The organism is Chryseobacterium edaphi, assembly GCF_025628985.1.
In the GTDB taxonomy this organism is placed as follows: Bacteria; Bacteroidota; Bacteroidia; order Flavobacteriales; family Weeksellaceae; genus Chryseobacterium; species Chryseobacterium edaphi.
Genome location: NZ_JAOTEM010000004.1, coordinates 332496 through 350322, shown reverse-complemented (window position 1 = coordinate 350322; position 17827 = coordinate 332496). Strand labels below are relative to the sequence as shown.

The window sequence follows — 17827 nt, the reverse complement described above, 5'->3', positions numbered from 1 at the left end:
ATGAAAGTAGCAGTAATGCAACCATATTTTTTTCCATATTCAGGCTATTTCTCACTTATTCATAGTGTTGAGCACTTTATGTTTTTTGATGACGTACAATATATCAAAAAATCGTGGATGTCTAGAAATAGATTGCTTAATATTGAGAAAGAAGAACCCTATTTTATTAGACCTACACTCATAAAGCCAGATTATAAAGCTTTATTCACGACAGTGAAATTGGATAATGCAGATAATTGGAAAGTTAAATTAATAGAGCAATTAAATGGTTATAAAAATAAAGCTCCCTTTTTTACTCCTATTAAAATAATTATAGAAGAGATTTTAGAATTACAATATGATCATTTAACTGAATTCAATATAAATTCTACAATAACTATAAGTAAAGCTTTAGGTTTAACCACGAAATTTGATAAATATACAGATCATAACTTTTGGTTTGAAGAAAAACCTGGGGAGGGTGACTGGGGACGAATCGTAGCTAAAGAAATTGGTGCAACCCACTACATCAATTCTTCTGGTGGTGAATCTTTTATATTTCCAGAAAAGTTTACAGAAATTGATATGAAACTTGGATTTATTCAACCAAAACTTCAAGTTTATAGTCAATTAACATCTAGCTTTTTGCCTGGTTTATCAATTATTGATGTGCTTTTATTTAATGGTATTGAGGAAACAGCTAGAATGATAGCAAATTATGAAATTAAATGGAAAAATTAGAGAGCGCAATTGGTGGATATTTTGAATTAGAACTTTTAAGTGGCCAAGAATATCATGTCGATTGTGTTTCTTTAAATACAGCAAGAAATGCTTTGGAATATATTTTAAAAACTGAAAAGTTTAAAAAAGTCTATATTCCATATTTTACATGTGATGTTATTTTAGAACCTTTTCATAAATTAAATATTGATTTCGAATTTTATAAAATTGATGAGAATTTGGAGCCTATATTCGATTATGATATTATTTCCGACAATCAAGCATTTTTGTACACTAACTATTTTGGGATTAAGGATCATTTCTGTGAGATAGTATCAAAACAAGTTAAAAATTTAATTATAGACAATGCGCAAGCATTCTATTCAAAGCCAATTGATAAAGCAGTTACATTTTATTCTCCAAGAAAGTTTTTTGGAGTAAGTGATGGATCTTATCTTTATAATGTCAAAAAATTGACTTTTGATTTTGAGCAAGATTTTTCCTATAACAGAATGGCACATTTACTTAAAAGAGCTGATATAACAGCTGAAGATGGATATCAAGATTTTGCTGTAAATGATAAAAGTTTAGAAGGCGAATCGATAAAAATTATGTCTAAAATAACAAAGAAAATTTTAGAATCAATTGACTATGATAAAGCAAGAAAACAAAGGATCGAAAATTTTAATTATTTACATAAATCTTTAAAAGATCAAAATCTTTTACACATTGCGATTTCAGATAATCAGGTTCCAATGGTATATCCTTTCTGGTCAAAAAAGGAATTGAGAAGTAAATTATTGGAAAATAGAGTTTATAGTGCTAAATATTGGCCAAATGTTTACAATTGGTGTGAAAAAGATAGTTTAGAGGTTCAGCTTACAGATGAGTTAATACATCTACCTATTGATCAACGATATACAAAAAACGAATTAGATAAAATTTTAAATATTATAAAAGAATGGAAATAAGTATATTTTTTAGAGCTTTTGAATTAGGTGACGCCGAATTTGTAAGTGATTTGAGAAAGATCAATGAGTTTGAAAACTTGATTGGAGGTAATAAAAGATTTGTATCATCCAGTAGGGATCAAAAATGGATTGAAAGTCTAATTTACAATGATTATCAAGACAAATTTTACCTAGCAGTATGTGAGAAAGAAAGTAAAAATATAATCGGCTATACTTCTGTGTCGGATATCGACCATATAAACAAAGCTTGCTTTTGGAGCGGAATTAAAATTCATCCAGATTTTAACGGAAAAGGATATGGGACACAAGTTGTGTTATTAATCTTAAAATTCATTTTTGAAGAATTAAACATGGAACGATGTACAGGACAATGCTTAGAAGAACATATTGTTGCTAAAAAATTAATGGAAAAAGTTGGCTTTCAAGTAGAAGCATTACAAAGGCATTCCGTATTTAAAAATGGAAAGTATCACAACCAATTTATTCTGAGTATCTTAAAAGATGAGTATCCTTTAATAAAAGAAAAATTTAATATATAATATGAAACAGCTTGTCCGAAATGTGAAAATTATTGGGACTGGTTCTTACACGCCATCAAAAATAATTACCAATGAAAACTTGGCAGAAACTCTTTCTACGACGCCACAATGGATTGAAGAAAACCTAGGAATAAAAGAAAGAAGAGTAGCAAGAGGAGATGAATTCACAAGTGATTTAGCTGCTAATGCGGCAAAAAAAGCTATTGAAAATGCAGGTTTAACAAAGGAAGATATTGATTTAATTATTGTTGCAACAGCAACTCCCGATAGGTTAGCACCTTCCACGGCAGCTATTGTTCAAGATAAAATTGAAGCTTATAATGCTGTAGCTTTTGACATTTCTGCAGTATGTAGCGGTTTTTTGTACGCAATGTCTGTCGCATCACAGTTTATTGCTTCCGGAGTTTATGATAACGTTTTAGTAATTGGAGCTGATACTTTTTCAAAAATCACAGATTGGACAAGAAGAGATGCGGTATTTTTTGGAGACGGATCTGGCGCAGCTGTGCTTTCTCATGCAGATGAGAAAGAAGGCTTTTTGGCATTTAGACTTTATACAAATGGTAGAGGAAAATGGAACTTTACAATTCCTGCCGGAGGTTCAGAAATTCCTGCAACTCAAGATACGGTAAAAGATAAATTACATTATTTTCAAATGAATGGAAGAGCTGTATATGAAACTGCAACAGAAGTTCTGCCAATTGCAATTTCTCAAGTGCTTAAAGACACAGGATTAACAATCAATGATATTGATCTTATGGTTCCACATCAACCTTCAATAAAAATATTACAAAAAACAGCGGAAATAATTGGTTTGCCATTTGCTAAAGTCATGACAAATATGGATAAATACGCCAATACAAGTGGAGGAACTATTCCAATATTATTAGACGAGTTGAACCGAGCAGGAAAAATAAAAAAAGGAGATATCTTACTATTTGCAGCGGTCGGTTCAGGATGGACTTATGGTGCTTCAATTATTAAATGGAATTAAATTATAAAACTACGATATGATTATTATTACAAGCGCTTCAAGGGGAATAGGAAAGTTTTTATTTGAAAAATTTAAGAGCGAAGGCAAAGAAGTAATAGGTTTCTACAATACAACTTTACCCGAAGGAAATAGTGATGGATATTATAAAATAAACATTACAAAAGAAGAGGAAGTAATAGCCTTTTTTGATCAGCATAAAGATTCCTTGAAAGACATTATTTTATTGAATACCGCAGGAATTTCGTATAATTCTTTTGGACATAAAGCCAATTTTGACAATTGGAAACAAGTTTTTGAAGTAAATTTATTAGGAACTTTTAATATGATTAGACTGTCATTACCAAAAATGCGCGAGGATAATTACGGACGCATTATTAATTTTTCATCAGTTGTTGCACAAAAAGGCATTCCAGGGACTAGTGCTTACGCTTCATCGAAGGCCGCACTTTGGGGAATGTCTAAGGCATTGGCTGTAGAAAATGGAAATAAAAATGTAACAATTAACAATATCAATCTTGGCTATTTTAATATTGGAATGATTGAACAAGTGCCTGGAGATTATTTAGAAAATCTTATTCAATCCATTCCGGCTAAAAGACTTGGAACACCAGAAGAAATATTATCTACTGTTAATTTTATAATTAGCACAGCATATTTTAATGGTTCATCAATCGATTTAAATGGAGGTTTAGTATAATTATGGATTCTTATCAAATAATCGATTTAACTTCGGGAGTTCCCGATATATCTATAGCAATGATTACCTATAATCATGAAAAGTTTATAGCACAATCTATTGAAAGTGTTTTGATGCAAAAAACATCCTATACATATAAAATGATTATTGCGGAAGATAAATCTACTGATGAAACAAGAAAACTGCTTTTAGATTATCAGAAAAGATATCCCGATAGAATAAAGCTCATTTTGCAGAATAAAAATGTTGGTGCAAGAGAAAATAATGTTGTTTTATTATCCAATCTTGAAGGTAAATATGTAGCTGCATTAGAATGTGATGATTATTGGACAGATCCTTTTAAACTGCAAAAACAAATCGATTTTTTAGAAGAAAATCAAAATTTTGTTCTTTGTGGACACCTTGTGGATAAACTAAATTTTAATGTAAAAATCGAAATTTCAGAAATCCTTTCACAACCACTTTCATTTACACAAGCCGATTTATTCAAAAATCATATTCCTACATTATCTGCCGTATTCCGAAATAAATTTAATAAAATTCCGGAAGAATTGTCGATATCTCCCTCTGGTGATTTTATTATATGGTCTTTCTTAGGACAATTCGGTGATTTCTATTTGATGAACGAAAAAATGGCAGTTTATAGAGAGCATCAAGGTGGTACATGGTCAGGGGTTAGTTTAGTGAAAAAAATTAAAAATAGTGTCATTACCAGACAATTAGCATTAAGTTTTGTAAAAGATAATAGAGAAACAATCATTTTCAATGCTAAACTTAGCAAATCAGGTGCTTACCAAAGCCTTAAAAATTATGATATTGTAAATTTCTTATTTTTTACTAAACAATATCTTAAAAATGTCTTTCAAATCAAAACTATTATATGATCTTAAGCATAGTTGTTCCTGTATACAATGTTTGTCAATATATAGAGAAATGTTTGGATAGTATTTTATTACAAAATGCAGAAGTTTCTAAATTTGAGATAGTAATTGTCAATGATGGTTCTACAGATAATTCATTAGAATTATGCAAAAGGTATGAGCGGTTATATACCAATGTATTTGTTATTGATCAAAAAAATAAAGGTTTATCTGAAGCCAGAAATATTGGGCTTGAAGCATCGAAAGGTCAATATGTATGGTTTGTAGATTCAGATGATTATATAGCAATTGGTAGTCTAAATTTAATCTTACAGTCGATTGAGAAATCAAAAAAGGATGTTATTGTTATAGGATTGGGAGAATTTAAGGAAGAAAAATTAATCAAAAGCTTTATTCCTTCAAAAATTGAAAATGGAATTGAACTTTTAAAAGATTCTAATTTTTTTGTAGGAGCCGTAGTGTATATCATGAATATTGAATTCTTATCTATTAATCATTTGAGATTTTACAAAGGTATTTTTCATGAAGATGAAGAATTTGTAAATAGAATGTTATATTTAGCGAAAAATATTGTAAGTTTAAGTGAGTTGATTTATTGTGTGAATTTTAGGGAGGGATCCATCACCAGATCAAGTAATCCTAAAAAAAGTTTTGATATGCTAATCGTGATTGGAGAACTTTATGATTTTTCGCAATCAAAAGAAGATAAAACTATTTTCTTTAATAGAATTGGGTTGCTGTTTAATAATGCTCTGTACAATCTTAGAAATTCTGAAGAAATAGATAAAAAAACATTTAACCTCGAATATTCGAAAAGATTTCCTTTCATAAAAAAGTGCTTATTAAAGAGTGATCGGTTGGTTTACAAAGTTGAAGGTCTTTTGCTTTACGTTCCTACCCTAAAACCTACATTTATTTACAATTTCTTATCTATTTTCAAGTGAGATTATTTTTAATTTTTTTTCTATTTTTAATTACTTTAATTTCATATAATGATTTATTGTTATCTGCAAATATATTACTATGGCTATTTATTATTTTTTTAGCGTATAACATTATAAAAGATAAATATGTTTCATTAGCATCCATATTTATTTTCGGGTTTGTTTACATTTATTTCAAAGAAATTCTAAACAATACAGACGACTTAATAATAGATTGGGGAAGAGAGAATGTAGAAACGGCATTTCATACAGTGCTTTTTTCAACAATTACTTTTTTGGCGGGATATTACACTCACGAAGTTATTTTTTGTAAGGGACATGTTAAAGAATCTGAGAATCAAGAATTTCTATTCATAAAAAAGAGGAAGTCATTTTTCGCTTTTAATATTTTTTTAACTTATCTAATATTTTTTGGAAATATTGTTTTAATTATAAAAGGTTTTACTCAAGGACGACAGAATGCCTTTGAATATGGTCTATTTTCATCTTTCAGTTATTCTGTTGGAGTAATTTGTATTATTAATTATAAATATTATTTTAGGCAGTTTTATGGGAAAGATAATTACCCAAAAGTTATATTGTATTCGTTACCTATCTTCATCTTATATCTAGGTAGTGGTACAAGGTTTTTGCTATTGTTTGGATTAATTGCATTAATAAATTCGTCACTTTTTAATCTGAAACTAAAAAAAATTGTAAGTTTAGGAATTGTTTTGCTTTTAATAGGGGTAATAGGAAATTTCTTCTTACAGTACCGTAATGTTGGTATAGCATCCGGTACAAAAACCGAGTCTACTTCGTCTGATGAAGATTCTTCATTTAACCAAAAAGTAGTAAGCAACTTTACCGAAGAAGGCGTATTTAGAAATGCTGCAATGATTACTGACTATACTCAAAAAAATGATTACACCTATGGAAAAAGTTTTTCATTCATATTCTATTTTTGGGTTCCAAGAGTAATTTGGCAATCAAAGCCAACTCAAATCGATTATTGGCTGATAAGAGAATATACTGATGAGTATGATGACAGTGGGCATTCTACTGCATCAGGTTTTTTAGGGGAAATATACATGGATTTTGGAACGTATATGACTATTATGATATTTTTTTTTATTGGAATTTTGCTATCGAAACTCAATGAAAAACTTCTCACTACAAAGATAAAATCTTATTTTATACTAATTGTTTCAAGTTCTGTGATTGCTTGGCTATTTTTTGCGATAAGATCTGTGCTAACATCTTCTATGATGATGATCTCTACGATTTTGTTCGCTTTTATTTTCTCAAAATTATTTAAGAAATGGAAATTAATAAAATAATTATAACAAATCTTCCCGCTTTCTATAAAATTAATCTCTTCAATAAAATTTCTGAATGCGAAAAAATATTTGTAGTGTTTACAGGAAAAACAGCGGAAGTGAGAAATGAAGATTTTTTTAAAAAAGATTTGATAAAATTTGATTATATTGATCTAAGTGGAAGATCATCAAGTATTAAATATCTATTACTTTTAAAATTACTCATTACAGCAAATTATAAAGAATTAGTAATAGGAGGTTGGGATGAACCACTGTTGTATATTGCCGCATTTTTTAGCCCTAAAAAGAAAAATTCTGTAATTGTGGAATCTAGTATCTATGAATCCCAAACCCAAGGTTTGAAAGCGGAAATCAAGAAATTTTTTTTAAAGAGACAAAATTGCGCCTATGCATCTGGGAAATCACAGATACAGTTGTTAAAAGCATTAGGATTTAACGGTGCAATAAAGAAAACAAAAGGGGTGGGTATCTTTAATTATGTTAATCAGCCTGTATATGAGGGTAGAAAAAATGTTAAAGACTTTTTATATGTTGGCAGGCTATCTGAGGAAAAAAACCTGTCTTTATTAATGCGGGTTTTTTCGCAACTTGCAGATTTTAATTTACATATTATAGGATTTGGTCCGCTAGAAAAACATTTGAAGTCCACAGCACCTAAAAATGTTAAATTTTATGGATCTATTGATAATAATAAACTCCATATATACTATACAAATTTTGACGTTTTACTATTACCATCTAAATCGGAACCTTGGGGTTTAGTTGTTGAAGAGGCGCTAAATAATGGAATGCCTGTAATAGCAAGTAATAAAGTAGGATGCGTAGATGAGGTTTTAGTAGACGGATATAATGGATTAGTGTTTACTCTAGATGATAATAGTGATGATAACCTCCGGAATACTATTTTACAAATTGCTGATATAATTACATATAATAAATTCAGACACAATATTTCTGATATGGATTTTTCAAAAATTTCGGATGAGCAGGTAAAAATTTATACTAGATGATACTCATTATAGACAATTCTAATCTATTTGCGGGAGGTGGTTTACAGGTTGCAGCCTCATTTCTGAGAGATTTAAAAAACATGAATCTCACAGATGATTTTCATGTCATACAATCTGTGAATTGTGCAGGTATGATTGGAAAAGAAGTTTTTCCGAATAATTTTACATTTTACAATTTGGAAAAATCAGAAGAAAAATCAAAGGCAAAAAGGATTAAAAGCGTTAAAAAAGTAGAAGATACTGTAAAACCAGATTGTATTTTCACTCTTTTTGGACCTTCCTACCATAAAAGCAAATTTCCGAAATTGGTAGGTTTTGCGATTCCTTTTATCATCTATCCTGAATCACCATTTTTTAAGAAAATTTCCTTTAAAGAGAAACTATATTATAAATTACTGACAGTGATCAAAACCTACAGTTTTAAAAAATATTCCGACGGATTGATCTTTGAAACTGAAAATGCCAGAAAAATATTTACAGAAAGGGAACATTTCGAGAAAGATAGTTTTACAGTAGGGAATACACTTAATGAAATTTTCTTAAAACCGGATCAGTGGGCTGACTTTGAAAATATATCCTTAAGTTCGTTAAATATTTTATTTTTAACGGCAAACTATCCGCACAAGAATATGATGATACTTCCCGAAGTTATCAGAATTCTAAAAGATAAATTTGGTCTCAAAGATTTTAAATTTTTGATTACGCTAAATAAAGAAGATCTAAATTTCCCGGAATTGTGCAATGGAAATATAGAATACTTAGGAAAGGTAGGTTTAGAAAAAATACCATCATTATATAAACAGTCAGATATTGTTTTTATACCAACATTATTAGAGGTTTTTTCAGCGACGTATTTAGAAGCTATGTTGATGAAAAAACCAGTAATTGCGTCAGATTTAGGATTTTCTCGTGATATTTGCAGAGATTCTGCTTATTTTTGTGAACCTATAAATCCGGAGTCTTACGCGGCAGGTATTTTTAAGTTAATTAATGACGAAAGTCTTAGAAATGATTTGGTAAATAAAGGAATCGAAAATTTAAAACGTTTCGGTACAAGTATGGACAGAACAAATAGTTACCTCAATATTATTAAAAAACTGATTAAAGATCATGAAAATTAAAAATAAAACACTCTTAATAACAGGCGGTACCGGTTCTTTCGGAACAGCAGTTCTAAACAGATTTTTACACACAGACCACTTCAAAGAAATCCGTATTTTTTCTCGTGATGAGAAAAAGCAGGATGACATGCGTAATCTTTATAAAAACGATAAAATTAAATATTATATTGGTGATGTAAGAGATTTTTCAAGTGTTGAGCCGGCTACAAGAGGAGTAGATTATATCTTTCATGCAGCAGCGTTAAAACAGGTTCCTTCTTGTGAATTTTTCCCGATGCAGGCTGTGAAAACCAATGTTGAAGGAACACAGAATGTCATTCGTGCTGCTACTGCAAATAAAGTACAAAAAGTTATTTGTCTGTCAACCGATAAAGCTGCATATCCGATTAATGCAATGGGAATATCCAAGGCAATGATGGAAAAAGTAGCTGTTGCAGAATCCAGAAATACTACTGATACAGTGGTTTGTCTTACCCGTTATGGAAATGTAATGGCTTCAAGAGGCTCAGTGATTCCATTGTTTTTAAATCAGATTCAAAAAGGTGAGCCTATTACGATTACCGATCCGAATATGTCACGTTTCTTTATGTCTTTAGAAGATGCAGTTGATTTGGTGTTATTTGCATTCGAACATGCAAACCCTGGAGATTTATTTGTAAACAAAGCTCCGGCAGGAAGTATTGGTGATTTGGCAAAAGCATTAATTGAACTTACAGGTAAAGAAGTTCCTGTAAAAGTAATCGGAACCCGTCACGGAGAGAAATTATACGAAACGCTTTGTACCCGTGAAGAAATGGCAAAAGCCGAAGATATGGGAGATTTCTACAGAGTACCTGCAGACAACCGAGATTTGAACTATGCACAGTATTTCTCTGAAGGAGAGGAAGAAGTTGCCCAAATTGAAGATTATCATTCTCACAATACAAAGCAAGAAGGTGTTGAAGGTCTGAAAAAGTTGATTTCTACATTGCCGCTGATTCGAAAGGAAGTTTTTGGAGAAGATGTGATGCAATATCCATATTAATAATTTTTGTAATTGTCATTTCTTGCTATGATTTTTGAAGGAAAACGTCACGAAGATGAAAGAGGGATCATTACTTATAATAATGATTTTGATGCTTCGAAGATCAAAAGAATCTACACTATTGAAAATCATTCAACAGATTTTATTCGTGGTTGGCAAGGTCATAAAGTAGAGCAGCGATGGTTTGCGTGTTTGAAAGGAAGCTTTGAAATTTCTGTTATTGTAGTAGATAATTTTACAAATCCTTCCAAAGAATTAACACAGAAGAAATATCTTTTAAAAGATGATGTACTAACTTACCTTCACATTCCGTCTGGCTGTATTACTGCAATTCAGGCGAAACAGGAGGGAAGTAAATTGCTGGTTTTAGCTGATTATGATTTGGGAGAAATCAATGATGAATACAGATACAGTTTAGATTATTTTAATAATATATAAGCAGAATCTTTTTAACTAATTGGTGTTTTCCATTAGTTCTAGGTTTGCTAAAAGCATTTTAAAAAATGAAAAAAATCGGAATTACCGGTCAGAATGGTTTTGTCGGAAGACATTTATACAATACTTTGGGCTTGTTTCCTGAAGAATTTGAACGTATTGATTTTAAAAAAGAATATTTTGAAGATCAAAACGAGTTAGATCAATTTGTAAAGCAATGCGATGTAATTGTGCATCTTGCAGCAATGAACCGTCACGAAAGCGAACAATTTATCTACGAAACCAATGTTGGTTTAGCTCAGAAGCTTGTAGATTCTTTAAAAAGAACCGATTCAAAAGCTCACGTAATGATTTCTTCTTCCACTCAGGAAGAAAGAGATAATCTTTATGGAAAATCAAAAAAAGAAGGTAGAGAAGCTTTGGCAAATTGGGCTACCGAAAACGGTGGGAAAATAACAGGTTTGATCATTCCAAATGTTTTTGGAGCTTTTGGAAAACCATTTTACAATTCTTTCGTTGCTACATTTTGCTATCAGTTAACACACGGAGAAACGCCGACAATTGCTATAGACGGTGATGTAAAATTAATATATGTTCAGGAATTGGTTGATATTATCATTTCTGAAATTAGAGAAGAAAATAGCAAACCGGAATTTTATATTGACGCCACCTCAACTAATAAAGTTTCTGAGGTTTTAGCATTATTAAATGATTATAAAACGAAATATTTTGACGGCGGAGAAATTCCTCTGATCAATAATTCTTTTGAGCATAATTTATTTAACACATATCGATCATATATTGATCATAAAACACATTATCCGGTAAAATTTACGCAACATACAGATCCTCGCGGAGCTTTTGTTGAAGTGATCAGACTTGGAATTGGCGGACAATGCTCTTTTTCAACTACAGTTCCTAATATCACAAGAGGAAATCATTATCACACAAGAAAAATTGAGCGCTTTGCTGTAATTAAAGGAAAAGCTTTGATTCAATTAAGAAAAATTGATACAGATGAGGTTTTAGATTTTTATCTTGACGGAAACGAGCCTGCTTATGTAGATATGCCGATTTGGTACACTCACAACATCAAAAACATTGGAGAAGAAGAATTATATACGATTTTCTGGATCAATGAAGCATTTAATCCTGAGAATTCGGATACCTATTTTCTTGAAGTGTAATTGATAATTAAAATTTAACTATAAAAAGCTGAAAGCAAGTGTTAAAAAACAAATGCAAACAGCAAAAGCTATATAATGAAAAAACTAAAAGTAATGACGGTTGTGGGAACACGACCTGAAATCATAAGATTATCAAGAGTATTAGATGCATTGGATGCCTCTGAAGCAGTTGAACACATCATAGTGCATACAGGACAAAACTACGATTACGAACTAAATCAGATTTTCTTTGAAGATTTGGGACTTCGTAAACCTGATTATTTTTTAGAAGCTGCAGGAAAAACAGCTACAGAAACAGTAGGGAATATTTTAATTAAAATTGATCCGCTGTTGGAAGAATTAAAGCCTGATGCATTTTTGGTTTTAGGAGATACAAACTCATGTTTATGTGCTATTCCTGCTAAGAAAAGACATATTCCTATTTTCCATATGGAAGCAGGAAACAGATGTTTTGACCAAAGAGTTCCTGAAGAAACGAACCGTAAGATTGTAGATCATACTTCAGATATTAATTTAACGTATTCTGATATTGCAAGAGAATATCTTTTAAGAGAAGGGCTTCCTGCAGATCGTATTATTAAGACAGGTTCTCCGATGTTTGAGGTCTTAAATCATTATTTACCTCAAATCGATACTTCAAACGTTCTCGAAAAGCTGAATCTTGAAGATGGAAAATTCTTTGTGGTTTCATCTCACCGTGAAGAAAACATTAATTCTGAGAAAAATTTCAGAGGTTTGATGGATTCTTTGAATGCAATCGCAGAAAAATATCAATATCCAATTATTGTTTCTACTCATCCGCGTACGAAAAATATGATTGATAAAATGCAGATGGAAATGCGTCCTGAAATTCAGTTTTTGAAACCTTTAGGCTTTCATGATTACAACGCTTTGCAAAAAAGAGCATACGCGGTTTTATCAGATTCCGGAACAATTTCTGAAGAATCTTCTATACTGAATTTCAGAGCTTTAAATATTCGTCAGGCACACGAAAGACCGGAAGCTATGGAAGAAGCAAGCGTAATGATGGTTGGCTTGTCTCCGGAAAGAATTTTGCAGGGTTTGACGCAGGTTTTACAGCAAAAAGTAGGAACTGAAAGAAATTTTAGACCTGTTTCAGATTATTCAATGCCGAATGTTTCTGAAAAAGTGGTGAGAATTATTATTTCTTATACAGATTATATTAAAAGGACTGTTTGGTCAGAGGAAATTTAAGATAGAATGAATATTATTTTTTTGACCTTAGTTGAAATTAACTCCATAGAAGATCGTGGAATTTATCAGGACTTATTACGAAAATTTCGTAATGAAGGACATGATGTTACCATTGTAACGCCAATGGAAAGGAGGAGAGGAGTTTCTACCAATTTCAAAGAAAAAGAAGGAGTGTCAATTCTTCAGGTAAAAACATTCAATATTCAGAAAACAAATATCATTGAGAAAGGAATTGGTACTCTTGCTATAGAATACCAGTATCTTTCGGCGATTAAAAAATACACCTCCGATAAAAAGTTTGATTTGGTATTATATTCTACACCTCCGATTACATTTGCAAAGGTAATTGAGTTTGTAAAAAAAAGAGATCATGCAAAATCTTATCTTTTACTGAAAGATATTTTTCCGCAAAATGCTGTGGATATGAATATGCTTAAAGATGGTGGTTTTTTACATAAACAGTTTGTAAGAAAAGAAAAGAAATTATATCAGATTTCAGATACAATTGGCTGCATGTCAGAAGCTAATGTTGATTTTGTATTAAAACATAATCCTGAAATCAATAAGAGCAAAGTTGAAGTAAATCCGAATACGATTGAACCCGTTATTTTTAATTATTCTGACGGACAAAAAAAATCTATTAGGAAAAAATATCAGATTCCAACAGACAAAAAAGTTTTTGTTTACGGAGGGAATTTAGGAAAACCGCAAGGTCTAGATTTTTTATTGGAAACCATTCAGACAACAAAATTTGATAATATATTTTTCCTGATCGTAGGTGACGGAACTGAATTTCCTAAAATTCAGGAATGGTTTAATAATAAGAAACCCGGTAATGCAAAACTTCTTCAACGTTTACCGAAAGAAGATTATGACAAATTGTTAGCAGCGTGTGACGTAGGTTTAATATTTTTGGATAAAAATTTTCTAATCCCTAATTTCCCATCTAGATTATTATCATATTTAGAAATGAAAATACCCGTACTTGCCGCCACTGATTCAAATACAGATATTGGAGATATTATAGAAAAAGCAAATTGCGGATATAAAGTTATTGCAGGAAATCAAAATGAAATGCAAATGAAATTGGATGCGTTGCTTAAAAGTGATTTACGGATATTAGGAGATAATGCAGAAAAATTGTTGCAGAATGAGTATTTGGTAGATAGATCTTATAATCTGATTATTGAAAAAATATAAAGATGTATAAAAATTATATAAAAAGACTACTTGATTTCACTGTTGCATTTTTTGCACTATTGATCTTAAGTCCGGTTTTTATTATTGCAACAATCGGTTTGTATTTTGCAAACGATGGTAAGCCTTTCTTTTTTCAGGCACGTCCGGGATTAAAAGAGAAAATCTTTAAAATCATCAAATTTAAAACAATGAATGATAAAAAAGATTCCAATGGAGATCTTCTTCCTGATTCTGAAAGACTCACATCAATAGGAGCTTTTGTAAGAAAAACATCTTTGGATGAATTACCACAATTGATAAATGTACTAAAAGGTGATATGTCCTTGATTGGACCGCGACCTTTATTGCCACAATATTTATCATTATACAGCGAAGAGCAGAAGCGTCGCCATAATGTTCGTCCGGGAATTACAGGTTGGGCACAGGTAAACGGTAGAAATGCAATTTCCTGGTCTAGGAAGTTTGAGTTAGATGTTTGGTACGTCAATCATTTATCATTAACTTTGGACTTGGAAATTTTCTTTAAAACAATAAAAAAAGTATTTGTGAGAGAGGGAATTTCTGCCGATGGTCAGGCTACAACAGAAGCATTTAATGGCTATAATTAAACTTAATGGGAGCATTACTAAAACATATAGAATATATCTTTCCTGACACAGGTTATACAAATGATGACCTTTCAAAACAATTTCCTGATTATGACTTTAGTAAATTTGATACTAAGGTAGGAATCAAAAAAAGATATTGGGTAGATGACAATGAGACAGCTTTAGATTTGGCTGAAAAGGCATGCTTAAAACTTTTTCAGAACTTTGATAGAGATAATGTAGATTTTATAATTTATTGTACTCAAAGTCCTGAATATATATTACCAACTACAGCTTGCATTTTGCAACAGAGACTTGCTATAGATACCTCAGTTGGGGCCTTTGATTTTAATTTAGGATGTAGCGGTTATATTTATGGTCTGAGTATGGCGAAGGGTTTGGTGGAGACAAAACAGGCAAAAAATGTTTTGCTGGTGACTGCGGAAACTTATTCAAAGTATCTTAATTCAGATGACAAATCAAATAGAGGAATTTTTGGTGATGCAGCCACAGCTACGATAGTATCCTTTGATGAAGAGAATAATAATATTCAAAATTTTTTGTTTGGAACAGATGGTCAGGGATTTGATAAACTGATTATTAAAAACGGAGCAAGTAAAAATAAAATTGAACCCATTTCACAATTAAAAGAATATGGGTCAGGTAATCAATATACAGATAATGAATTGTACATGGATGGCCCAGAAATTTTTAACTTTACAAGTGCTGTTATACCGAAATTCACTTTAAATTTGTTGCAAAAGAATGGTTTAGAAATTGATGACTGCAATTTGTTTGTCTTCCATCAGGCAAATCATTTTATGCTCGATTTTTTGAGGAAGAAAATAAAAGCATCAAAAGAAAGATTTTACATTGATCTGGAAGATGGAGGAAATACAGTATCATGTACCATACCGATTGCTCTAAAAAGATGGAGTGAGAAATATTCGGGTGAATTTCCAGTGAAAAATATAGCTTTAGTTGGATTTGGTGTGGGATTGTCATGGGGAGGTACAGTTATTAGTGTTGATAGAAAATTGTAATGAAAGATTTATATTTAATTGGAGCAGGAGGTTTTTCTACAGAAATTTTGCATTTGGTAGAAATTATTCAAAAAGAAAAAAAACAGTGGAATCAAGTTTTTTTCATCGACGATAATCCTCGATTTCAAAATACCGAACTTCGTGGGGTGAAAATTCTTGCAGGATTAGATTTTCTTATCAATATTAATTCTGAAATAGATATTGTAATTACTATTAATAATGTTAAAACGAGAGAACTTATAATTAATAAATTGAAAGAAAATAGTAAGATGTCTTTTCCAAATTTATTTTCTCCTTACGCTATAGTTGATTCTGAGTACCTGAAGATAGGAGAAGGTAATATCATCATGCACTATGTAATTCTTTCCACCCACTTAGAAATTGGTAATTTTAATATATTTAATTCTTACACAGGAATCGGTCATGATTGTAAAATTGGTGATGTAAATAGTTTTGGTCCCAGAGTTGCGATTTCAGGAGCTGTAACAATCGGTCGTATGAATGATTTTGGAGTCAATTCCACTGTTTTACAAAACAAAAATATTGGAAACAATAATAATATATGGATGAATACAAGTATTATGCGAAATTTAAAAGACGGCAATACATACTTCGGAATCCCGGCTAAAAAAATCAACTTATGATTAAAAATATCAATTATACAGATGAAAATGTGCTTCAACAAGAACAAGACACCATTTTTCATAAAAGTTGGTTTTTTGTTGGACTTTCAGATAAACTGCAGAATAAGAATGATTATATCACATACAGATGTGGCTCTGTTTCCTTATTTGTTCAGAATTTTGGAGAGGAGCTAAAATGCTTTTCTAATATTTGTCTTCACAGATTTAATAATATTCATACTGGAAATGAAGGGAATGGTCATTTAATTTGTTCGTATCACAATTGGGTCTACGACGATAGTGGAAGTCCTATGGTTAGATCCGCATGTTTAAAGGAAGAATTAGCATCTTGTAGCAGACCTAAATTAGAACAATATGAAGTAGCAATTTGTGGGAAGTTTATTTTTGTGAAAGTAAATAAAGAAGATCTTACTTCTTTAGATAAACATTTGGGATCTTTTTATGATAAATTGATCGAATTATCATCATTTTTTGATGACATTATCAATAATGAAACATTAGTTCTTGATCACAAGGCCAATTGGAAATTATTGGTAGAAAATGTGTTAGAATGTTATCATTGCAGTAGCGTTCATAAAGAAACATTAGTTCCCATTGGAATCGGAGGCAAAAAACCTGAAAATCATTACTGCGAGAGTGGTCACGATAAAGTTGATTATCCTATCAGAACTACTGCTCTACAGACAGAGAGAGAGGCGAAACTGTCTTTTTTAACTAAAACGCAGTACTCACATAAATCTTTGCAACATTGGTATATATTTCCAAATTTATTCATTTCAAGCACAGCTGGGAATTTATTTTATATTGGAAAGCTATCTCCCGAAAGATCGGATTACACAAAATTATATGCGGAATTTGTAAAACCCAAATATACAGAGCTTACCAAAAAGGAAGGAATGCTACTTAATGCTTACGCGCAGGCTTCCTTAGATTCTTCAACAAGAGTTATTTTTGAAGATAGAGCAATTTTGGAAGATATCCAGAAAAATTTAAGTATTATTCCCGAGCAAAAACAAATATTCGGTGAAGAGGAATTCAGAATTGAATCTTTTCACAAAAATATAAACAATATTATTAACTATAAATAAAATACAATGGAACAGTTTTTAGAAAACTTCTACGAATTATTAGAAGAAACGGATAGAGCAGCAATTACTCCTGATACAGAATTTAAAAATCTGGATGAATGGAATTCAATGACAGCTTTAATGCTAATCGCAATGTTTGACGAACAATATGAGGCTAAATTGAATGGAGATAGCATTAATAATGCTAATACTCTTTCAGATTTATTTCAATTGACCCAAAAATAGGATT

Annotated in this window: 20 protein-coding genes; all 20 read left to right on the top strand. The window is 31.1% G+C overall.

The annotated features are described in order from the left end of the window. Positions 1 to 720: a WbqC family protein gene (locus tag NZ698_RS16070; protein WP_263004217.1), complete on the top strand. Its 720-nt coding sequence runs from the start codon at positions 1 to 3 to the stop codon at positions 718 to 720. Beyond that, complete coding sequence (locus NZ698_RS16065; RefSeq protein WP_263004216.1) at positions 708 to 1670, top strand: hypothetical protein; 963 nt, start codon at positions 708 to 710, stop codon at positions 1668 to 1670. The genes NZ698_RS16070 and NZ698_RS16065 overlap by 13 nt, the downstream gene beginning before the upstream one ends. After that, positions 1661 to 2209, top strand: a complete 549-nt coding sequence (locus tag NZ698_RS16060) for a GNAT family N-acetyltransferase (protein WP_263004215.1) — start codon at positions 1661 to 1663, stop codon at positions 2207 to 2209. Before NZ698_RS16065 ends, NZ698_RS16060 begins: the two co-directional genes overlap by 10 nt. 1 nt (position 2210) lies before the next feature. Further along, a complete protein-coding gene (locus tag NZ698_RS16055; RefSeq protein ID WP_263004214.1) occupies positions 2211 to 3203 on the top strand; it encodes a 3-oxoacyl-ACP synthase III family protein in 993 nt (330 codons plus the stop codon). A gap of 16 nt (positions 3204 to 3219) precedes the next feature. Next, positions 3220 to 3900, top strand: coding sequence for an SDR family oxidoreductase (locus NZ698_RS16050; RefSeq protein ID WP_263004213.1), 681 nt, complete (start codon positions 3220 to 3222; stop codon positions 3898 to 3900). Between the two features lie 2 nt (positions 3901 to 3902). Continuing rightward, complete coding sequence (locus NZ698_RS16045) at positions 3903 to 4784, top strand: glycosyltransferase family 2 protein (protein WP_263004212.1); 882 nt, start codon at positions 3903 to 3905, stop codon at positions 4782 to 4784. Beyond that, on the top strand, positions 4781 to 5725 hold the full coding sequence (locus tag NZ698_RS16040; RefSeq protein ID WP_263004211.1) for a glycosyltransferase family 2 protein: 945 nt from the start codon (positions 4781 to 4783) through the stop codon (positions 5723 to 5725). Before NZ698_RS16045 ends, NZ698_RS16040 begins: the two co-directional genes overlap by 4 nt. Then, the gene (locus NZ698_RS16035) at positions 5722 to 7044 is read left to right on the top strand and encodes an O-antigen polymerase (protein ID WP_263004210.1); all 1323 of its coding nucleotides are present in this window, start codon (positions 5722 to 5724) and stop codon (positions 7042 to 7044) included. The genes NZ698_RS16040 and NZ698_RS16035 overlap by 4 nt, the downstream gene beginning before the upstream one ends. Beyond that, entirely contained in the window at positions 7026 to 8054 is a 1029-nt protein-coding gene (locus NZ698_RS16030; protein ID WP_263004209.1) for a glycosyltransferase, read from the top strand. The genes NZ698_RS16035 and NZ698_RS16030 overlap by 19 nt, the downstream gene beginning before the upstream one ends. Then, the gene (locus tag NZ698_RS16025) at positions 8051 to 9175 is read left to right on the top strand and encodes a glycosyltransferase family 4 protein (RefSeq protein WP_263004208.1); all 1125 of its coding nucleotides are present in this window, start codon (positions 8051 to 8053) and stop codon (positions 9173 to 9175) included. Before NZ698_RS16030 ends, NZ698_RS16025 begins: the two co-directional genes overlap by 4 nt. Further along, positions 9165 to 10199: a polysaccharide biosynthesis protein gene (locus NZ698_RS16020; protein WP_263004207.1), complete on the top strand. Its 1035-nt coding sequence runs from the start codon at positions 9165 to 9167 to the stop codon at positions 10197 to 10199. Before NZ698_RS16025 ends, NZ698_RS16020 begins: the two co-directional genes overlap by 11 nt. A 27-nt stretch (positions 10200 to 10226) precedes the next feature. Then, entirely contained in the window at positions 10227 to 10637 is a 411-nt protein-coding gene (locus NZ698_RS16015) for a WxcM-like domain-containing protein (RefSeq protein ID WP_263004206.1), read from the top strand. 65 nt (positions 10638 to 10702) lie between these two features. Continuing rightward, a complete protein-coding gene (locus NZ698_RS16010) occupies positions 10703 to 11821 on the top strand; it encodes a polysaccharide biosynthesis C-terminal domain-containing protein (protein ID WP_263004205.1) in 1119 nt (372 codons plus the stop codon). 75 nt (positions 11822 to 11896) lie between these two features. Next, positions 11897 to 13036: a non-hydrolyzing UDP-N-acetylglucosamine 2-epimerase gene (gene wecB / locus NZ698_RS16005; RefSeq protein ID WP_263004204.1), complete on the top strand. Its 1140-nt coding sequence runs from the start codon at positions 11897 to 11899 to the stop codon at positions 13034 to 13036. Positions 13037 to 13042: 6 nt separating this feature from the next. Further along, positions 13043 to 14236: a glycosyltransferase family 4 protein gene (locus tag NZ698_RS16000; RefSeq protein WP_263004203.1), complete on the top strand. Its 1194-nt coding sequence runs from the start codon at positions 13043 to 13045 to the stop codon at positions 14234 to 14236. A 2-nt stretch (positions 14237 to 14238) separates the two neighbouring features. Further along, a complete protein-coding gene (locus NZ698_RS15995) occupies positions 14239 to 14844 on the top strand; it encodes a sugar transferase (RefSeq protein WP_263004202.1) in 606 nt (201 codons plus the stop codon). A 5-nt stretch (positions 14845 to 14849) separates the two neighbouring features. Then, the gene (locus NZ698_RS15990) at positions 14850 to 15866 is read left to right on the top strand and encodes a ketoacyl-ACP synthase III (protein WP_263004201.1); all 1017 of its coding nucleotides are present in this window, start codon (positions 14850 to 14852) and stop codon (positions 15864 to 15866) included. After that, on the top strand, positions 15866 to 16510 hold the full coding sequence (locus tag NZ698_RS15985; protein WP_263004200.1) for a PglD-related sugar-binding protein: 645 nt from the start codon (positions 15866 to 15868) through the stop codon (positions 16508 to 16510). The genes NZ698_RS15990 and NZ698_RS15985 overlap by 1 nt, the downstream gene beginning before the upstream one ends. Next, positions 16507 to 17598, top strand: coding sequence for an aromatic ring-hydroxylating oxygenase subunit alpha (locus tag NZ698_RS15980; RefSeq protein ID WP_263004199.1), 1092 nt, complete (start codon positions 16507 to 16509; stop codon positions 17596 to 17598). Before NZ698_RS15985 ends, NZ698_RS15980 begins: the two co-directional genes overlap by 4 nt. A 6-nt stretch (positions 17599 to 17604) precedes the next feature. Further along, entirely contained in the window at positions 17605 to 17823 is a 219-nt protein-coding gene (locus NZ698_RS15975) for an acyl carrier protein (RefSeq protein ID WP_263004198.1), read from the top strand. Positions 17824 to 17827: the final 4 nt, after the last annotated feature.